Here is a 17,953-nt window from a genome sequence, read left to right on the forward strand (position 1 = left end):
TCATGACGGACCGGGTGTCGGTGGGCGAGTTGCGGGTGGCTCGCGTGCTCTACGACTTCATCACCGACGAGGCGCTGCCGGGCACCGGCGTCGACCCGGACAGTTTCTGGGCGGGCGTGGACAAGGTCGTCACCGATCTGACGCCGAAAAACGCCGAACTGCTGGCGCGTCGTGACGAACTGCAGGCGCAGATCGACAAGTGGCACCGGCACCGGGTGATCGAACCCTTGGACACCGAGGCCTACCGGGACTTCCTCACCGAGATCGGCTACCTATTGCCCGAACCGGAGGAGTTCACCATCACCACGGCGGGCGTCGACGACGAGATCGCCCGCCAGGCCGGTCCGCAGTTGGTGGTGCCGGTGCTCAACGCCCGGTTCGCGCTCAACGCCGCGAACGCCCGGTGGGGGTCGTTGTACGACGCGCTGTACGGAACCGACGTGATCAGCGAGGACGACGGTGCCGAGAAAGGCACCTCGTATAACAAGGTGCGCGGCGACAAAGTCATCGCCTACGCCCGCAAGTTCCTCGACGAGTCCGTCCCGCTGGCCAACGGCGGGTGGACCGAGGTCAAAAGTTTCGCAGTGAAAGACGGCCAGCTGGCGGTCGCCCTCACCGACGGCCTGGAGACCACGGTCGCCGCGCCGGGAGAATTCGTCGGCTACACCGGGGACGCGCAGGCGCCGTCGTCGGTGCTGCTGGCCCACCACGGACTGCACATCGAGGTCGTGATCGACCCGTCGTCGCCGATCGGGGCCACCGATGCCGCGGGCATCAAAGACGTGGTGCTGGAGTCGGCGGTCACCACGATCATGGACTTCGAGGACTCGGTGGCCGCGGTCGACGCCGACGACAAGGTGCTGGGCTACCGCAACTGGCTGGGCCTCAACCGCGGGGATCTGGCCGAGCAGGTCACCAAGGACGGCAAGACCTTCACCCGCACGCTGGCCGCCGACCGGGAGTTCACCGGCCCGGACGGGGCGACCGTGACGCTGCCCGGCCGCAGCCTGATGTTCGTCCGCAATGTGGGCCACCTGATGACCAACGACGCCATCGTCGCCGGCGACGAGGGCGCCGAGGTGTTCGAGGGCATCCAGGACGCGCTGTTCACCGGGCTGATCGCCATGCACGGGTTGTCCGCCTCTGAGGACAACGGGCCGCTGATCAACAGCCGCACCGGGTCGATCTACATCGTCAAGCCGAAGATGCACGGGCCCGACGAGGTGGCCTTCACCGCCGAGTTGTTCAGCCGGGTCGAAGACGTCCTGGGGCTGCCGCAGGCGACGCTCAAGATCGGCATCATGGACGAGGAGCGCCGTACCACCGTCAACCTGCGGGCCTGCATCAAGGCCGCGGCCGATCGGGTGGTGTTCATCAACACCGGCTTCCTGGACCGCACCGGCGACGAGATCCACACCTCGATGGAGGCCGGGCCGATGGTCCGCAAGGCCACCATGAAATCTCAGCCGTGGATCCTGGCCTACGAGGACAACAACGTCGACGCGGGTCTGGCGACCGGTTTCACCGGTCACGCCCAGATCGGCAAGGGCATGTGGGCGATGACCGACCTGATGGCCGACATGGTCGAGCAGAAGATCGGTCACCCGCGCGCCGGCGCCAGCACCGCGTGGGTGCCGTCGCCGACCGCCGCCACCTTGCACGCGATGCACTACCACCAGGTGGACGTCTTCGAGGTGCAGCAGGAGTTGGCCGGAAAGCGCCGCGCCACCATCGATCAGCTGTTGACCATCCCGCTGTCGGAGGGCCTGGCCTGGGCGCCCGACGAGATTCGCGAGGAGGTCGACAACAACTGCCAGTCGATCCTCGGCTACGTGGTGCGCTGGATCTCGCAAGGCGTGGGCTGCTCGAAAGTCCCCGACATCCACGACGTGGCGCTGATGGAAGACCGTGCGACGCTGCGGATCTCGTCGCAGCTGCTGGCGAACTGGCTGCGGCACGGGGTGATCACCGAAGACGACGTGCAGTCCAGTCTGGAACGGATGGCCCCGGCCGTGGACCGACAGAACGCGGGCGACCCCAACTACCTGCCGATGGCCCCGGATTTCGACGACAGCGTCGCGTTCGCGGCTGCGCGGGAGTTGATCCTGTCCGGAACCAGTCAGCCCAACGGCTACACCGAGCCGATCCTGCACCGGCGTCGCCGGGAGTTCAAAGCCCGAGTCGGCATCTGACCCCTGGGCGGATCTTCAGTGGAATTGACCGTGGCCGGAGCGCTGACCAGGCGGAGAGGACGCACCCACCGTGGGTAGGCACAGTTTCCCCGGCCCGGACGATTTCGAGGAAGACCCACTCGCGCGCGGCGAGGCCGACTACGGCCACCACGACACCGCGCCGCCCGATCCGTTCGGCTTCGGCGACCCGGACGACGACGAGTACGTCGACGACTATCACGACGCGTTCTACGAGGAGTCGTTCGGCAGCGACGCGGGCTACGACGCCGACCCGGCGCAGTACCTGCGGCGAGGCGGTCACGACGACGAAGAAACGCGTTACCGCACCGGGCCTTTCGGCGCGATTCGTGCCCGGTCCGGGGAAGCGTCGTCAGTCGCGCGGGACGAGCCGGGTGGCGGCCACCGCCACCTGGAACGGTGGCGCCGGCACCGCAACGACGCCGGGCGCCGTGGTGTCAGCGTCGGTGTGATCGCCGCACTGGTGACGGTCATCGTCGTGGTGGCCGCGGTGATCCTGTGGCGGTTCTTCGGCAACTCGCTGTCGCATCGCTCCGCGATCGCCGCCGGCAGCTGCGTCGAGGGCGACCTGACGGTCGCCGTGGTGGCAGACCCCTCGATCGCCGACCACCTGCAGGGCTTGGCCGAGAAGTTCAACAAGACCGCCAAGCCGGTAGGCGATCGCTGCGTGTCAGTGCAGGTCAAACCGGCGGACTCGGACGCCGTCGTCAGTGGATTCATCGGCGACTGGCCGGCACAGCTGGGTCAGCGCCCGGCACTGTGGATTCCGGGCAGCTCGGTGTCGGCGGCGCGCCTGCAAGCGTCCGCGGGCGCGGAGACCGTCAGCGACAGTCGTTCCCTGGTCACCTCGCCGGTGCTGCTGGCGATGCGGCCCGAACTCAAGCCCGCTCTGCAGAAGCAGGGCTGGGCGAGCCTGCCGGAGCTGCAGACCGAACCCGACGGCCTGGGCCGGCTCGGGCTTCCCGGCTGGGGGCAGCTGCGGCTGGCCCTGCCGATCGGCGGCAACGGCGATGCCGCTTTCCTGGCCGGCGAGGCGGTGGCCGCCGGTGCCGCCCCGAAAGGCGCCCCCGCCACCGACGGGACCGGCGCGGTCCACCGGCTGGCCGGCGCGCAGCCTCACCTGGCCGACAGCTCGCTGGCCGAGGCGATGAACGTATTGCTGCGCCAAGGCGATCCGGCGACCGCCCCGGTACACGCGGTGGTGACCACCGAGCAGCAACTGTTCACCCGGGGGCAGTCTTTGTCGGATCCGGCGAGCACGCTCGGCTTCTGGTTGCCGCCCGGCCCGGTGCCGGTCGCCGACTATCCCACCGTCTTGCTCGCCGGGTCGTGGCTGTCACAGGAACAGGTCAGCGCCGCCAGTGAGTTCGCCCGCTTCGCCCGCAAACCGGATCAGCTCGCGGAGCTGGCCAAAGCCGGATTCCGGGTGGAAGGCGTGAACCCGCCGAGCAGTGATGTCACCGACTTCCCGGCGGTGTCGGACACCTTGGCGGTAGGCGACGACGCGATGCGGGCCACCTTGGCCAATGCGCTCACCACCTTGCCGGGCAGCGCGGCGGTGACGATCATGCTCGATGAGTCCATGACCACCGACGAGGGCGGAAAGACCCGGCTGGCCCATGTGATCGCCGCCCTGGATCAACGGATCCGGGCGCTCCCGCCGCAATCCGCCGTCGGCCTGTGGACCTTCGACGGCGTGGAGGGCCGCAACGTGGTCACCGCCGGCCCCCTGGACGAACCGGTGAACGGCGGGACCCGGGCCGAGACCCTGGTCGAGCAGCTCGATGGCCTGAGCTCGACGTCCGGCGGCGCGGTGTCGTTCACCACCCTGCGGCTGGTCTACAACCAGGCGCTGGCCAATTACCGTGCCGGGCAGAGCAACTCGGTGCTGGTCATCACCGCGGGCCCGCATACCGACCGGACGCTCGACGGTCCAGGACTGCAGGAATTCATCCGGACGAACACCGACCCCGAGCGCCCGGTCGCCGTCAACGTCATCGACTTCGGCGCTGACGCCGACCGGGCCACGTGGCAGTCGGTGGCTCAGCTGTCCGGCGGCACCTACCAGAACCTGCGGGGGGCGAACTCCCCCGAACTGGCCGGCGCGCTGAACACGCTGCTGGGTTGACGCCGCTAGGCGCCCAGCAAGTCGAGGATCTGCTGCGGGATGACGTCCACCAGCTGGGTGATCATCCCACCGAATGAGCCGACGCTGATGTTGGCCAGATCCAGGTCGCCCAGACCCAGGTCGTTGAGCAGGTCAGCCAAATTCAGATCCGACAGGTCGCCGACCAGGCTGCCGAGGTTCAGCGGCAGGTTGTCGAGCCCGAGACCGCCGACCAGATCACCCAGGTCCAGCCCGTTGAGCAGCCCGGTGATGTCGAGGCCACCGAGTCCCAGGCCGCCGAGCAGGCCGCTGAGCGTCAGGTCCCCGGTCGCGGGGGCGAAGCCCAGGCCTTCCAGTATTCCGCCGATGGTCAGATCCCCGGTCGGCAGCGCGACGCCCAGCGCCCCCAACAGGGAGCTGACGGTTTCGCTGATGCTCTGGCCGCCGAGCAGGTCGCCGAAGGTGACGCTGTTGAGGGCGTCGATGAGGTTCTGCGGGGTGAGCAGCACGGTGTTGAGCAGCTGGTCCAGCAGCGGACCCAGGAGCGGGACGCTTTGGATCAAGGTTCCGATCACCGAGTTCAGCACACCGGTGATGCCGGTCAGGACGCCGCCGGGCAACCCGCTCAGTAGGTCACCCAGCGAGGAGTCGACCAGGCTGCCGAAGCCCAGATCGGTGAGCAACTGCCCCAGGCCGAGGTTGATCTCCGGGTTGATCCCGAACACGTTCAGCACGCTGTCCAAGCTCAGGTCGTTCAGGTTGACGTCGGTGTCGAGCCCCAGGCCGCTCAAGATGCCGGTCAGGCTCAGGCTGCCCAGCCCGAGGTCGCCCAGGCCGAGGAAGCCCAGCAGCCCGCCCAGGTTGGTGATGTTGCTGCCGAGCTTGAGCAGGTCGCCCAGGCCGTCGTCGCTGATCCCGAGGGCATCGAGCAGGCTGCCCAGCGTCAGGGTGCCCAGGCCCAGCTGATTCAGCAGGTCGTCTACGTTGAGGTTGCTCAAGTCCAGGTTGCCCAACCCCAAGGCGTCGAGCAGCTTGGCCAGGTTGAGGTCGACCTCGAAGTTCTGCTCGGGCGCCAGGATGCCGTTGAGCACCGGGATGTTGATGATGCCGCCGAGCAGGCTGACGTTCTGCGCGCCGTTGAGGTAGGCGTCGGCGATGGTGGCCGGCGCGCTGAACAGCCCGGAGAAGTTCCCGTTGGCCATCTCGGCCGCGGCGTTGCTGATCGCCTGGGAGGCCAGCGCCTGCGCGCCCATGCTGGCGATCGCCAGTTCCAGCCCGGGCGGCAGCTGCACCGAGACCGACGCCGGCAGCTCCGAGATATCGGTGGTGACCGTCGGGGTGATGCTGGTGAACGCCGCGAGCACCCCGAACGGGTCGGTGAACAGCTTGCCGAAGACGGCGGTGATCGCCGACCAGTCGGCATTGTCGCTGATGTTGGTCAGGTTCGCCGTGGTGTGGGTGAACAGATCCGACCAGGCGTCGGTCAACTGCACGGCATGGAACTCAGCTCCGGCGCCCGGCAAGACCGGCGCGACCGGCGACACCGGCGCGACCGCGATGATTCCGGCGCCCGCAACGGCGATGCCGGCGGTGAGGTAAGGGCGAAGCGCAAGTTGCTGCATGGTGTCTCCTAAGTGTGATCCCCGTCACCGACAAAGTGAGACCAGCTTAAACTATATTTTGGCTGTAGATGAGATTTTGCTGATTTTTGCCTCGGATACCGGTCCGGACTCTGGTGGCTCCCTACCCTAGGCCGGCGCCGAACAGCCGGTCCTGTCCTGGAGCCGCCGGCGCCGCGCGGGTCGGCCGATCCAGTGCTATTACATACCGTGCACACGCGGTGGCGAAGCGAAACACAACAAGTGGCCTTGTTGCTCTCATGCCGTCCCCTCGAAGCAGCAGCAGCGGTGGCGGGCCCGCGGGCTCAGGCGAAGGCTTCCACCGGTGGGCACGAGCAGACCAGGTTGCGGTCGCCGAAGGCGCCGTCGATCCGGCGCACCGGCGGCCACACCTTGGGGCGGAAGTCGCGACCGAGCGGATAGGCGGCGTGCTCCCGGGTGTAGGGGTGCTCCCACTTATCGACCATCAGGCACTCGGCGGTATGCGGGGCGCCCCGCAGCGGGTTGTCGTCGGCCGTCCACTCACCGGCGCCGACCCGGTCGATTTCGCCGCGGATGGCGATCATCGCCTCGCAGAACGCATCCACCTCGGCCAGGCTCTCGCTCTCGGTGGGCTCCACCATCAGGGTGCCCGCGACCGGGAAGCTCATGGTGGGGGCATGGAACCCGTAGTCCGCCAAGCGTTTTGCGACATCGTCGACCGTCACGCCGGTGGCCTTGGTGATCGCGCGCAGATCCAGGATGCATTCGTGGGCGACCATGCCGTTCTCCCCGGTGTAGAGCACCGGGAAGTGCTCGTCGAGGCGGCGGGCGATGTAGTTCGCCGACGCGATCGCGGTCAGCGACGCCGCCCGCAGGCCCGCCGCCCCCATCATGCGGATGTAGGCCCAGGTGATCGGCAGGATGGAAGCCGACCCGTAGGGGGCCGCCGATACCGGTGGGCCGCCGGGCAATTCGGGGGCCAGCGGGTGTCCGGGCAGGAACTCGGTCAGGTGCGACCGTACCGCCACCGGCCCGACGCCGGGCCCGCCGCCACCGTGGGGGATGCAGAACGTCTTGTGCAGGTTCAGGTGGCTGACGTCGCCGCCGAAGCGCCCCGGCCGGGCCAGCCCGACCAGCGCGTTGAGGTTGGCGCCGTCGACGTAGACCTGTCCGCCGGCGTCGTGCACGGCCGCGCAGATCTCGGCGATGTCGTGCTCGTAGACCCCGTGGGTGGACGGGTAGGTGATCATCAGCGTCGACAGCGTCGCGGCGTGCTCGTCGACCTTGGCCCGCAGGTCATCGAGGTCGACATCGCCGTTCTCCCGGCAAGCCACCACGACGACTCGCATCCCGGCCAGCGCCGCCGACGCGGCGTTGGTGCCGTGCGCGCTGGACGGGATCAGGCAGACGTCACGGTGGGACTCGCCGCGGCTGGCGTGAAAGGCGTGGATCGCCAGCAGGCCGGCGTATTCGCCCTGCGAGCCGGCGTTGGGCTGCAGCGACACCGCGTCGTACCCGGTGATCCCGGCCAGCCAGCGCTCCAACTGGGCGATGAGCCGGCGCAGCCCAGCGGCGTCTTCGGCCGGCGCGAACGGGTGCTGGCGCGCGAATTCGGGCCAGGTGATCGGCTCCATCTCCGCCGCGGCGTTGAGCTTCATGGTGCAGGAGCCCAGCGGAATCATGCTGCGGTCCAGCGCGATGTCCTTGTCCGAGAGCGCACGCAGGTAGCGCATCATCGCGGTTTCGGTGCGGTAGCGCGAAAAGGCCGGGTGGGTAAGGAATTCCGAGGTCCGGGTGCTGATGCCGCAGGACACCGGCTCGGCGGGGTCAACCCCGAAGGCCTGCAGCACCGCGGTCACATCAGCGTCGGTGGTGGCCTCGTCGCAGGACACCGAGACATGGTCGGCGTCGACACGCCACAGGTTGATGCCGGCGGCCCTGGCCGCGGCGATGATCTCGTCGGCACGGCCCGGCACCCGGGCCAGCACGGTGTCGAAGTAGCGCTCGTGCACCAGCGCGTCACCGAGGGCGGCGCCGATCTTCGCCGCGTGGCCGTGCACCCGACGCGCAATCGCGGTCAGGCCCTCGGCGCCGTGATAGGCGGCGTACATCGCGGCCATCACCGCCAACAGCACCTGCGCGGTACAGATATTCGACGTCGCCTTGTCGCGGCGGATGTGCTGCTCCCGGGTCTGCAGCGCCAGCCGGTAGGCCGGTGACCCATCGGCATCCACCGATACCCCGACCAGCCGGCCCGGCAGCTGGCGGGCGTGTTTGGCGTGCACCGCCAGATAGCCGGCGTGGGGCCCGCCGAAGCCCATCGGCACCCCGAAGCGCTGGGCGCTGCCGAACGCCACATCGGCGCCGATCTCGCCGGGCGGGGTGATCAGCGTGCAGGCCAGCAGATCGGCGCCGACCGCCACCATCGCACCCCGCTCGTGGGCGGCCTCGATCACCTCCGACCAATCGGTGACCCGGCCGGACGCGCCCGGCAACTGGGTGATCACCCCGAAGAAGTCGCCCTCGGGCAGCCCGTCCCGCAGGTCGGCGGTGACGATCTCGATGCCCAGCGGCTCGGCCCGGGTGGCCAGCACCGCCGCGGTCTGGGTGAACAGGTCGGCGTCGACCACCAGCCGGTTGGTCTTCGCGCGCACCGTGCGGTGCATCAGGGTCATCGCCTCGGCGGCGGCGGTGCCCTCATCGAGCATCGAGGCGTTGGCGATCTCGCACCCGGTCAGGTCCGCGACCATGGTCTGGAAGTTCAGCAGGGCCTCCAACCGGCCCTGGCTGATCTCTGGCTGGTACGGGGTGTAGGCGGTGTACCAGGCCGGATTCTGCATGATGTTGCGCAGCAACACCGGCGGGGTGAGCGTGTCGTAGTAGCCCTGGCCGATCATCGACACCGCGACCGTGCTGGCGTCGGCCAGCTCTCGCAACTCGGCCAGGGCCTGGGTCTCGGTGGCCGCGGCCGGCAAGACCTCCAGGCCCGGCGCGACGCCGTCGGGCCGCAGCGCGTCCAGGATGCCGGCCGGCAGCGCCTTGGCGGCCAGCTCGTCGAGCGAGTCCACGCCGATGGTGGCGAGCATGGTGGCGATGGCGGCAGGGTCGGGGCCGATGTGCCGGTCCTGAAAGTTCGGGAAACGGGCTTCGGTGTGTTCGCTCACGAGTGAGTCTCCTGGCATGGGGAGTGGGCTATGACGAATCGATCTGGCCCTCCCCCTCTGTCTTCACCCGTACGCCAGGCGCCTGAGAGCTTCGGCCGATGCCGCCGCGCCGGGCGCGGTTGCTGGCCTTTCCCCATCGGCGGGTGGGCCGTCACCCACCACTTTCCAGAGGCATCGGAATCCCGGGCGGTCCATGGGCCTGAGAGGTTGTCGGAGAGGTGTTGCTCCTTCGGCGTCTGCGGCTGGCTGCCCCAGAACTCTCCCGCGTCGAGTGCGATGCGCTACCAGCTTACCCGGCGGGCAGCCGCGGAATCGCCGCCCTAACCGGTCTTGCGGTCGCGGAACTTGCGGCGGCTGGCCAGTTCGTCTTCCGGTGCGGCGATCGACTCGCCCCCATCGGCACGCTCACCGGGAAACTCGGAGATGACCCCGGTCAGTTCCCGCATGGCACCCGACACCGCGATGCCGAACACGCCCTGTCCGCCCTGCAGCAGGTCGACGACTTCCTCGGCCGAGGTGCACTCGTAGACGGTGGTGCCATCGGAGAACAGGGTGATATTGGCCAGGTCCCGGACCCCGCGCTCCCGCAGGTGATCGACCGCGACCCGGATGTTGTGCAGCGAGATACCGGTGTCGAGCAGGCGCTTGACGATCTTGAGCACCAGGATGTCTTTGAACGAGTACAGCCGCTGGCTGCCCGAACCGGCGGCACCCCGAATCGAGGGCACCACCAGCGAGGTCCGGGCCCAGTAGTCCAGCTGGCGGTAGGTGATGCCGGCGATCTGGCAGGCGCTGGGGCCGCGGTAGCCGACCAGTTCGTCGGGGACGGAGTCATCGGGGAACAGGCCGGCCTGTACCGGTTCGGCGGAAGCGGTCACGGCACCCTCGCCGCCGTCCGAGGCCGATGGGGTCTGACCCGTGAAGTCCAGCTGATCTTGCCCCGGTTGCTCGCCCACGATGCTTCCTCTCGCCGATCGCGCTCGTTGCCACTGGCTGGCCGGTAGCCGCGTTTGCTCTTGCCCGAGTTGCTGGTGAGCATACGCTGTCCGACGAGCCGCCGCGCCGTTGTTCCCGCCGTTGACCAAGTATGGAGGCCGCGTTTTCCGCGCCACGCTTTGCCGATGGGCGTGTCGTCGGGCCGCTCACAGATGAAACGGATCTGTGACTGGGCTGAGGCCGCCGCGCCGGGTCAGGTTGCTTTGAAATCGTCGGGCGACACGCTATCGAGAAACTCCTTGAACTTCTCCACCTCGTCTTCGCGCACCGCGCCGGAGGCCTCATCGTCACTCTCGTCGGGAATCAGCAGGCCCGCCTCGGCCAGCACCGCCTCCTCGACGTAGATCGGCACTCCCACCCGCAGCGCGATCGCCACCGAATCCGACGGCCGTGCCGAGACCGTGATGTCGCGGTCGAAGATCAGGTCGGCATAGAAGGTGCCTTCCTGCAGATCGACGATCCGGACCTCCTTGAGCGAATGTCCGAGCGCGGCGATCAGGTCGCGGATCAAGTCGTGGGTCAGGGGCCGGGCCGGCTCCACACCCTGCTGTTCCAGTGCGATGGCGGCGGCTTCGGCCTGCCCGATCCAGATCGGGAGGTATCGATCGCCATCGGCTTCGCGCAGCAACAGCACGGGCTGATTCTGTGGCTGCTCGACGCGAATGCCGACCACGCGTACTTCACCCATCTCCAGTCAGCCCTCCGCATTTGCTTGTGTCTCACGTGGCTGTGTGCCAGCCCGACTCGCTGCGAAACCCCCGGTCGGACAACCGCATGTCGCACAACAAGCCGCCGAGGCGAAGTCTAGTCCTCAGCCGTGCAGAACGTCGTGTACCGCCGACTTGAGCAGCGCGGTGTGCAGTGCGATCGCCAGCGCGGCGACCTCACGCGCCAGGTCGTCGGCGCGGTCACGGGCACCGGCTTTGCCGCCCTTGACCAGCGGTCCGGCGATCTGGGCGATCAGGTCGGACTGCCGGTCGGCGGCTGAGCGGAACGGCCGCAGGTGCCGTGGCTCGACGCCGTAGTCGGCCAGCCCCCGGGCGCACTGCGCGATGACGACCGCGTGCTCGTCGAACAATCCGCCCGGCCCGGGGGTGATGACGCCGGACCTGACCAGCGCCGTCAACAAGGCATCATCTGCGCCCGAGCGTTCCAGCAGATCCTCGCGGCTCAGCCGGACTCGCCGCGGCGGCGTGGGCAGCACCGCGCCGTTGTGGGCGCCGTCGCCGACGGCCGGCACCAACCGCGGGACGGGATAGGGCGACTCGGTCAGCGGCAGCGCCCCGTCCGGCTCGGCGTCCAGCCGCGCCTTGATCACCTTCAGCGGCAGGTAGTGGTCGCGTTGCGCGGTCAGCACGTACCGCAACCGGGCGCAGTCATAAGCACTGAACCGGCGATAGCCCGACGCCGCGCGCTGCGGCGTTACCAACCCCTCGGTCTCCAGGAATCGGATCTTGGAGATCGTGACATCCGGAAATTCGGGCCGAAGCAGATCTAATACCGCTCCGATCGACATCCCGGCCAGTTCAGGGCTGTCAGGCGCGCTCAACTCAGCTCCCCGGCCCGGCCTCGGTCTCACCCGTCTTGGGGCCGGTCAAAAACACCAGCCGGAACTTGCCGACCTGGACTTCGTCGCCGTTGACCAGGACCGCCGAATCCACCGGCTCCCGGTTGACGTAGGTGCCGTTGAGGCTGCCGACGTCGACGACCTGAAATTCGTTGCCCTCCAGCCGGAATTCGGCATGACGGCGGCTGACCGTGACGTCGTCGAGGAAGATGTCGCTGTCGGGATGACGTCCTGCGGCGGTGACCGGCTGGTCGAGCAGGAAACGCGACCCCGCGTTGGGGCCCCGCTTGACGACCAGCAGCGCCGACCCCGCCGGCAGCCCCTCGACGCCCGAGGTCAGGCTCTCCCCGCCCGCCTGCGCGGGTGCGTCGAGTTCGCTCAGGAAGTCGGCGCGGAAGACCGATGTGGTTTCCACGGTGACCTCGTCGCCCGCCTGGTCCTGCCCATTTGCTGGGTCCTTCTCCGTCACCCGCTGCTCCTCACTGGCCACTGTCGTGCTACCTGGTCGCACCCGCCGGACTTCCATGGCACCGGACCCACATTCGTTGGTTCGACCGTACCGCGCAGCGGTCGATAATGTGCCCCGCACCGCGGGATCGTGTCGCGGAATGCCCGGCGCGTCCCGGCAGGGAGGCTAGCAAGGTTCATTCGGCCAGCGTCGAGCGGTACGCGTCGGGGGTCAGCAGTCCCGACAGGGTCTGATCCAGCGCGTCGGAGTCACCGCTTGCGACCTGAAGATCCAGCAGCCAGCCGGCGCCGTACGGGTCGGAGTTCACCAGCTGCGGACTGGCGTCCAGATCGGCGTTGACGGCAACCACTTTCGCCGAAATCGGACCGTAGAGATCCGAAACGGACTTGGTCGACTCCACCTCGCCGAAGCTCTCGCCCGCGGTCACCTCGGTGCCCACGCCGGGCAGTTGCACGAAAACCACGTCACCCAGTGCCGCCTGCGCAAAGTCGGTGATGCCCACCCGGACGGTGTCCTGCCCGGTGCGCCGAACCCACTCGTGCTCAGCGGTGTAATACAGATCGGATGGAACGAGGCTTTCCGAGCTCACGGTGATCGTGCTCCTTGCGCTGTCGGGTTCACTTGACTGGCTGAGCGTATTGGCGTGGTTTCGGTTGCCGCAACACGGTCACCTCCACGTGGTCGGCCTGGTGCACGCCCACGGCGCCACCGAGCCGCTTGACGCTGTCGACCGCCCCGCCGGGAATGTTCATCGCCGCCGCCAGAGTGGGTGGATCGCCTATCGCCACAACGGAATACGGTGGCGCCAAGGCTGTCCCGTCGAATTCCAGCGCCCCTGGCCTACCGGCGACCCAGGAGTCCACACCGATCCGCACCGCCTTCGTGCCGTCGCGGACCTCCATCGCTTCGGCGCCGGCGGCCCGCAACTCGTTGATCACGTCGAGCATCGTCTCCGGTGCGACGCCCCGCGCCGGATCCTCGACGGTGATGACCACACCGGGCCCGACGGCGCCGACGGTGCCGATCATGATCGCCAACGCGGAGAGCCGGGCCTGGGCGTTCTGGATGGCGGCCTGGTCGCTGCTGCCGGACTCCTGCAGCGCGTTGAGCGTCTGCTGCAGCTCCGCGATCTCGGTGCCCAGCGCAGCCTCGCGCTGGCGCAGCGAATCGAGCAGCACCAGCAGATCTGCCGGCCGAGCCGTTTCCAGGGCGTCGGTGGAGTCGTTCTGGCGGACCTGGGTGACGATCGCGACCCCCAGCAGCAGGCACAGCAGCATCGCCAGCACCCCGAACAGCGGCCCGGAGCGGCCCTTTCTCAGCCCCAGGGGGCCGCGCTGGGATGGCGCACGATCGTGCGTCTCGGGCAGCTCGTGGCGCCCGTGCGGCACCGGATCGGTACCCACCGCGTCAGGCTCCGAACAGTCGTCGACGCAGCGCTGCTGCGTTGCCGAAGATACGGATGCCCAGCACCACGATGATCGCGGTGGACAACTGGGTGCCGACCCCCAACTGGTCACCGAGGTAGACGATCAGCGCGGCGACCAGCACATTGAACACGAACGACACGACGAACACCTTCGCGTCGAAGATCCGCTCCAGGTAGGCACGCAGACCGCCGAACACGGCGTCCAACGCCGCCACCACGGCGATCGGCAGGTAGGGCGCAACCACCTCCGGAACGCTGGGATGAAAAACCAGTCCCAGCACGATGCCGGCGATCAGCGCGGCGATCCCGATCATCGAGTACTCACTCCGGCCTCCCGAGCTTCGGCGCCGACGGCGCCACGGCTTGCAGCGCAAGCTTGCGTCACGACTCCCCCATCTGTTTGGCGAACCGCACATCTCGCACCGAACCCGCCGGCAAGGTCAGGTCGGCACCGGACCGGCCGTCGACGCGCACCACCACCCCGTAGGACACCTCCAGCAGCCGCAGCCGGTACAACCCGGGGGTCCGGTCGAAGGCCTCACGCAGCTCACGCGGCGGCCCGATGGCGCGTACCGAGTAGGGACTGCTGATCGGCTTGTTGTCGACCAGAATCGCGCCGCCGGCCTGCCGGATCGTCACGTTCGGGCCGATGCGCACATCACCGATCGCGATCGCCTCGGCGCCGCTGGCCCACAGCGAGTTCACGACGAGCTGCAGGTCGCGGTCCAAGATGATCTGCTGGCTGCCCGACACCCGCTGCTTGGAGGCATCGGAGAGATTTCGCCCGGCGCCCGGGTCGGTCACCGTGACGGTCAGGCCCGGGCCGGTCACCCGGGTGCTGGCGGCAGCCAGGCTGAGCGCGTCGAGGCCGGCCAGCACCCGCTGGCCCTCGGCGTCGTCGGCCAGCCGGTGCCTGCGCAACTCGTCGACCCCGTTGGTCAACGTGTCACGTTTGTCGGCGAGCCGACCGGTCACGGCTTCGGCCGAGCGCACGTTGGCGGCCAGCACCTGCTGGGCGTCGTGCACCCCGGGCGCCAGCGACTTGGCCTGGGCGAATGCGACGGCGAACACCGTCGCCACCAGCAGCGCCGCCACCGCCTCCCACGCCCATCCCGCAATCCGCTGCCGCCTGGCGGTGCCCTGCCCGCCCCGGTCGCGTTCGGCCGCCGCAGCGGCGTAGCCGGGGTCGAGGTGCTCGGACAGCAGCGAGCGCAGCAGCGAGGGCACCGCGAATCGCTGCGGCCGGCCGGCCTCGTGGGCTCCCCAGCTTCCCCGGCCTTCATAGCCGCTGAGCGCGAAGAACGGTTCAGACATCTGCTGCTCGGGAGGGGAGTTTCGGCATGGTGCGGGCCACCAGCGCCACTTGGATCAGGTACAGCACGAACGCCCACAGGTACATGCCCAGCCCCCAGATCAAAAAGGCCCAGCCGACCGCCGCCACCACCCGGCTGGCCAGCGCGTCCCACTGTCCGAGCAGGATCAGCGGAAACGCCGACATCAGCGCAAAGGTGCCGGCTTTGCCGACATAGGTCACCGGCAACGCGGTCAACCCCCGGCTGCGTAACACCGGCAGCACCGCCGCCAGCAGCAGGTCGCGGGCCAGCAGGGTGCCGATGATCCACCACGGCACCAGGCCGCGCAGCCCGAAGGCGACCGGGACCGCCACCATGTAGAGCCGGTCGATCGCCGGGTCAAGCAGGGCACCCAGCGACGACGACTGATCCAGCAGCCGGGCCAGCTTGCCGTCGGCCCAGTCCGAGGCGCCGCTGAGCATCAGGGTCGCCACGGCCGGCCCGTCGGCCCGGGCGACCAGCAGCAGATACAGGAACACCCCAATCAGTGCGAGTCGGGCCAGGCTGATGACGTTGGGCACCGTCAGCACCCGGTCTTGGACTCGATCCGAGCCGGACCCGGCAGGCATCCCGGCCCCCTAGCGGAAGATCCCGGGCAGGCTCAGCGCGTCCATGGTGTCGTCGCTCAGCGGGTTGTCCCGGACCATGTAGGTCCACGTCGAGGTGGGCCGCGCCAGCTTGGACAGGTCGATGCCTGGCTCGGTCTCGATCTGTTCGGAGGTCTCGAAGGTCTGCTGTGCCGCCTCGATGGCGTCGGCGGCCAGCGAGGCGAACGCATCCAGCGCCATCCGGTGGAATTCGTCGAGCGGATTCTGCCGCCCCAGGGCCCGCAGGTGGATGCTCTCCCGGATGTCGGCCAGGAACGCCAGGTGATCGGCCCAGCCGCGGTCGAGGTGGTAGAGCATGATCAGCCGGCAGATCTTCTCCAGCTTTGCATCCGGGTCCTGATCGTCCTGGCCGAATTTCTCGCGCAGCTCGGCGTAGCGCTGCGGGGCCAGCTCGGCGAGTTCCTCGCGGGCCGCCGGGGTGGACAGCAACGTGTTGCGCCGCTCGACGATGATGGCGCGCTGCTGGGCGATCAGCTGGTTGTAGCGCCAGGTGTTGGCATGGATGTCGAGCAGCTTGCCTTCGGCGATGCGCTGGGCGTGGTCGAGCATCCCGGAGGCCTTGGGGCTCAGGATCCGCCCGTCCTCGTCGGTGTCGGTCGGCAGCTTGTTGGCTTCCAGGTTGGTGGCGGCGACCTCGTCCTCCCAGCTGGAGAAGAACACCGACGAGCCGGGGTCGCCCTGGCGGCCGGCCCGGCCGCGCAGCTGGTTGTCCAGGCGCTGGGTGTGTTGCCGGCCGGTGCCGATCACGTGCAGGCCGCCCAGTTCGACGATCCGGTCGTGGTCGGCCTCTTCCGAGCCGCCGAGCCGGATGTCGGTGCCACGTCCGGCCATCTGGGTGGAGACGGTGACCGCCCCGAGCTTGCCGGCCTCGGCGATGACGGTGGCCTCCTCGGCGTCGTTCTTGGCGTTGAGCACCACCGCCGGAACCCCGCGTTTGCGCAGCCGCGCGTGGAGCTCCTCGGACTCGGCGACATCGTGGGTTCCGACCAGCACCGGCTGCCCGGTGGCGTGTACCTCGACGATGTGTTCGACGATGGCGTCGTTCTTGGCCGCGGCGGTGATATAGACCCGGTCGGCTTCGTCCTCGCGGATGTTGGGCATGTTCGGCGGGATCGGCGAGACCCCCAGTTGATAGAACTGGCGTAGCTGTTCACCGGCCGCCAGCGCCGTTCCGGTCATGCCGCACACCGTGGGATACCGGTTGACCAGTGCCTGCACCGTGATGGTGTCGAGCACCTCGCCGGTCTCGGTGGTCTCGATGCCCTCTTTGGCCTCCACTGCGGCCTGCAGGCCGTCCGGCCAGCGCTGCAGGGCGGCGATCCGGCCGCGGGAGGCATTGATCAACTGCACCTTGCCGTCGCGGACGATGTAGTGCACGTCGCGCTGCAGCAGCACGTGGGCGTGCAGGGCCACGTTGACCTCGGTCAACGTGGACACGACGTGCTCCTCGGCATACAGGTCGATACCGCCCAGGGCCTTTTCGACCTTGCGGGCGCCGACCTCGGTGAGGTGGATGTTGCGCCGGTCCTCATCGGAGTCGTAGTCCACGCCGGGGGTCAGCCGGCCGACCAGCTCGACGATCTCCATCCGGGGGGTCTCGCGGTGCGTGGTGCCGGCCAGCACCAACGGCACCAGCGCCTCGTCGACCAGCACCGAGTCCGCCTCGTCAATCAGCGCCACGTCGGGATTGGGCGACACCAGGTCCTCGACGTCGGTGACCAGCTGGTCACGCAGCACGTCGAAGCCGATCTCGTTGACCGACGCGTAGGTGACGTCGCACCGGTAGGCCGCGCGGCGGTCGGCCGCGCTGGAGTCAGCGGTGATCCAGCCGACCGTCACGCCCATCGCGGTCAGCAGCGGCCCCATCCATTCGGCGTCGCGGCGGGCCAGGTAGTCGTTGATGGTGACGACGTGCACATGCCGGCCGCCGATGGCGTAACCGGCGGCGGCGATCGCACCCGAGAGCGTCTTGCCCTCGCCGGTGGCCATCTCGACCACATCGCCGGCCAGCATCCGCAGCGCGCCCTGCAGCTGCACATCGAACGGACGCAGCCCGATGCTGCGTTCGGCGGCTTCCCGGGCGATCGCCAGGAATTGCGGGATGTCCGAGGCGTCGGCCAGATCCTTGAGTTTGAGCAGCTGCGCGGCCTGGCGCAGCTGGTCGTCGTCGAGCCCGGCGGCCTTCTTGGCGTAGTCGGCGGCCGCGGCGACCTCGGCCATCGAACGGCTCTGGTTCTTCTCGGTGCTGGCGCCCAGCAGTTTCCAGAATTTTCCGCTCAGCCGGCCCGACTTGGCGCGCGTGGTCGCGGAGACCGTTTTCGACGTGTTAGCCACAGCACAACCGTACCGGGCTGGTTCGGCGGTGCTCATCTGACGCCGCGCCGCGCTACGCGGTAGGTTTCGCACGGGATTTCCGATCTACCGGCCGGCAGTTCCGGCGGCAAGGAGACGTG

14 protein-coding genes and 1 riboswitch are annotated in these 17,953 nt (G+C 68.7%); of the genes, 2 read left to right on the forward strand and 12 right to left on the reverse strand.

The genetic code is table 11. The annotated features are described in order from the left end of the window. Positions 1 to 2: 2 nt before the first annotated feature. Together AC5Y4Q_RS19995 and AC5Y4Q_RS20000 are read left to right on the forward strand one after the other, a co-directional pair. On the forward strand, positions 3 to 2,192 hold the full coding sequence (locus AC5Y4Q_RS19995; protein ID WP_064919970.1) for a malate synthase G: 2,190 nt from the start codon (positions 3 to 5) through the stop codon (positions 2,190 to 2,192). Between the two features lie 70 nt (positions 2,193 to 2,262). Then, the gene (locus AC5Y4Q_RS20000; RefSeq protein WP_064919969.1) at positions 2,263 to 4,338 is read left to right on the forward strand and encodes a substrate-binding domain-containing protein; all 2,076 of its coding nucleotides are present in this window, start codon (positions 2,263 to 2,265) and stop codon (positions 4,336 to 4,338) included. 5 nt (positions 4,339 to 4,343) lie between these two features. Here AC5Y4Q_RS20000 and AC5Y4Q_RS20005 read toward each other — a convergent pair whose 3' ends face one another. The 12 genes from AC5Y4Q_RS20005 to secA2 form a co-directional block, all read right to left on the reverse strand. Then, positions 4,344 to 5,939 carry a hypothetical protein gene (locus tag AC5Y4Q_RS20005; RefSeq protein ID WP_064919968.1) on the reverse strand — a complete coding sequence of 532 codons (1,596 nt, stop codon included), beginning with the start codon at positions 5,937 to 5,939 and terminating at the stop codon, positions 4,344 to 4,346. A 302-nt stretch (positions 5,940 to 6,241) separates the two neighbouring features. Then, a complete protein-coding gene (gene gcvP, locus AC5Y4Q_RS20010) occupies positions 6,242 to 9,082 on the reverse strand; it encodes an aminomethyl-transferring glycine dehydrogenase (protein WP_499960103.1) in 2,841 nt (946 codons plus the stop codon). 177 nt (positions 9,083 to 9,259) lie between these two features. Beyond that, positions 9,260 to 9,357, reverse strand: a riboswitch (glycine riboswitch). A 45-nt stretch (positions 9,358 to 9,402) separates the two neighbouring features. Then, complete coding sequence (locus tag AC5Y4Q_RS20015) at positions 9,403 to 10,038, reverse strand: MerR family transcriptional regulator (RefSeq protein WP_064919966.1); 636 nt, start codon at positions 10,036 to 10,038, stop codon at positions 9,403 to 9,405. A gap of 233 nt (positions 10,039 to 10,271) precedes the next feature. Next, positions 10,272 to 10,766, reverse strand: coding sequence for a bifunctional nuclease family protein (locus tag AC5Y4Q_RS20020; protein WP_125224419.1), 495 nt, complete (start codon positions 10,764 to 10,766; stop codon positions 10,272 to 10,274). A gap of 123 nt (positions 10,767 to 10,889) precedes the next feature. Continuing rightward, positions 10,890 to 11,627: a transcriptional regulator FtsR gene (ftsR, locus tag AC5Y4Q_RS20025; protein ID WP_125224418.1), complete on the reverse strand. Its 738-nt coding sequence runs from the start codon at positions 11,625 to 11,627 to the stop codon at positions 10,890 to 10,892. A gap of 1 nt (position 11,628) precedes the next feature. Beyond that, positions 11,629 to 12,114 carry a glycogen accumulation regulator GarA gene (gene garA, locus AC5Y4Q_RS20030; RefSeq protein WP_064919981.1) on the reverse strand — a complete coding sequence of 162 codons (486 nt, stop codon included), beginning with the start codon at positions 12,112 to 12,114 and terminating at the stop codon, positions 11,629 to 11,631. 175 nt (positions 12,115 to 12,289) lie between these two features. Beyond that, on the reverse strand, positions 12,290 to 12,703 hold the full coding sequence (gcvH, locus tag AC5Y4Q_RS20035; RefSeq protein WP_125224417.1) for a glycine cleavage system protein GcvH: 414 nt from the start codon (positions 12,701 to 12,703) through the stop codon (positions 12,290 to 12,292). A gap of 28 nt (positions 12,704 to 12,731) precedes the next feature. Then, positions 12,732 to 13,517 (reverse strand): DUF881 domain-containing protein, encoded by a 786-nt coding sequence (locus AC5Y4Q_RS20040; RefSeq protein ID WP_109535548.1) that lies wholly within the window; start codon positions 13,515 to 13,517, stop codon positions 12,732 to 12,734. Positions 13,518 to 13,521: 4 nt separating this feature from the next. Continuing rightward, positions 13,522 to 13,854 (reverse strand): small basic family protein, encoded by a 333-nt coding sequence (locus tag AC5Y4Q_RS20045; protein WP_064919962.1) that lies wholly within the window; start codon positions 13,852 to 13,854, stop codon positions 13,522 to 13,524. A 67-nt stretch (positions 13,855 to 13,921) separates the two neighbouring features. After that, the gene (locus AC5Y4Q_RS20050) at positions 13,922 to 14,854 is read right to left on the reverse strand and encodes a DUF881 domain-containing protein (RefSeq protein ID WP_499960104.1); all 933 of its coding nucleotides are present in this window, start codon (positions 14,852 to 14,854) and stop codon (positions 13,922 to 13,924) included. Further along, positions 14,847 to 15,461, reverse strand: coding sequence for a CDP-alcohol phosphatidyltransferase family protein (locus tag AC5Y4Q_RS20055; protein ID WP_499960105.1), 615 nt, complete (start codon positions 15,459 to 15,461; stop codon positions 14,847 to 14,849). Before AC5Y4Q_RS20055 ends, AC5Y4Q_RS20050 begins: the two co-directional genes overlap by 8 nt. Before the next feature lie 9 nt (positions 15,462 to 15,470). Continuing rightward, the gene (gene secA2, locus AC5Y4Q_RS20060) at positions 15,471 to 17,834 is read right to left on the reverse strand and encodes an accessory Sec system translocase SecA2 (protein ID WP_499960106.1); all 2,364 of its coding nucleotides are present in this window, start codon (positions 17,832 to 17,834) and stop codon (positions 15,471 to 15,473) included. Positions 17,835 to 17,953 lie beyond the last annotated feature (119 nt).

This window comes from Mycobacterium sp. NGS16 (assembly GCF_059813225.1).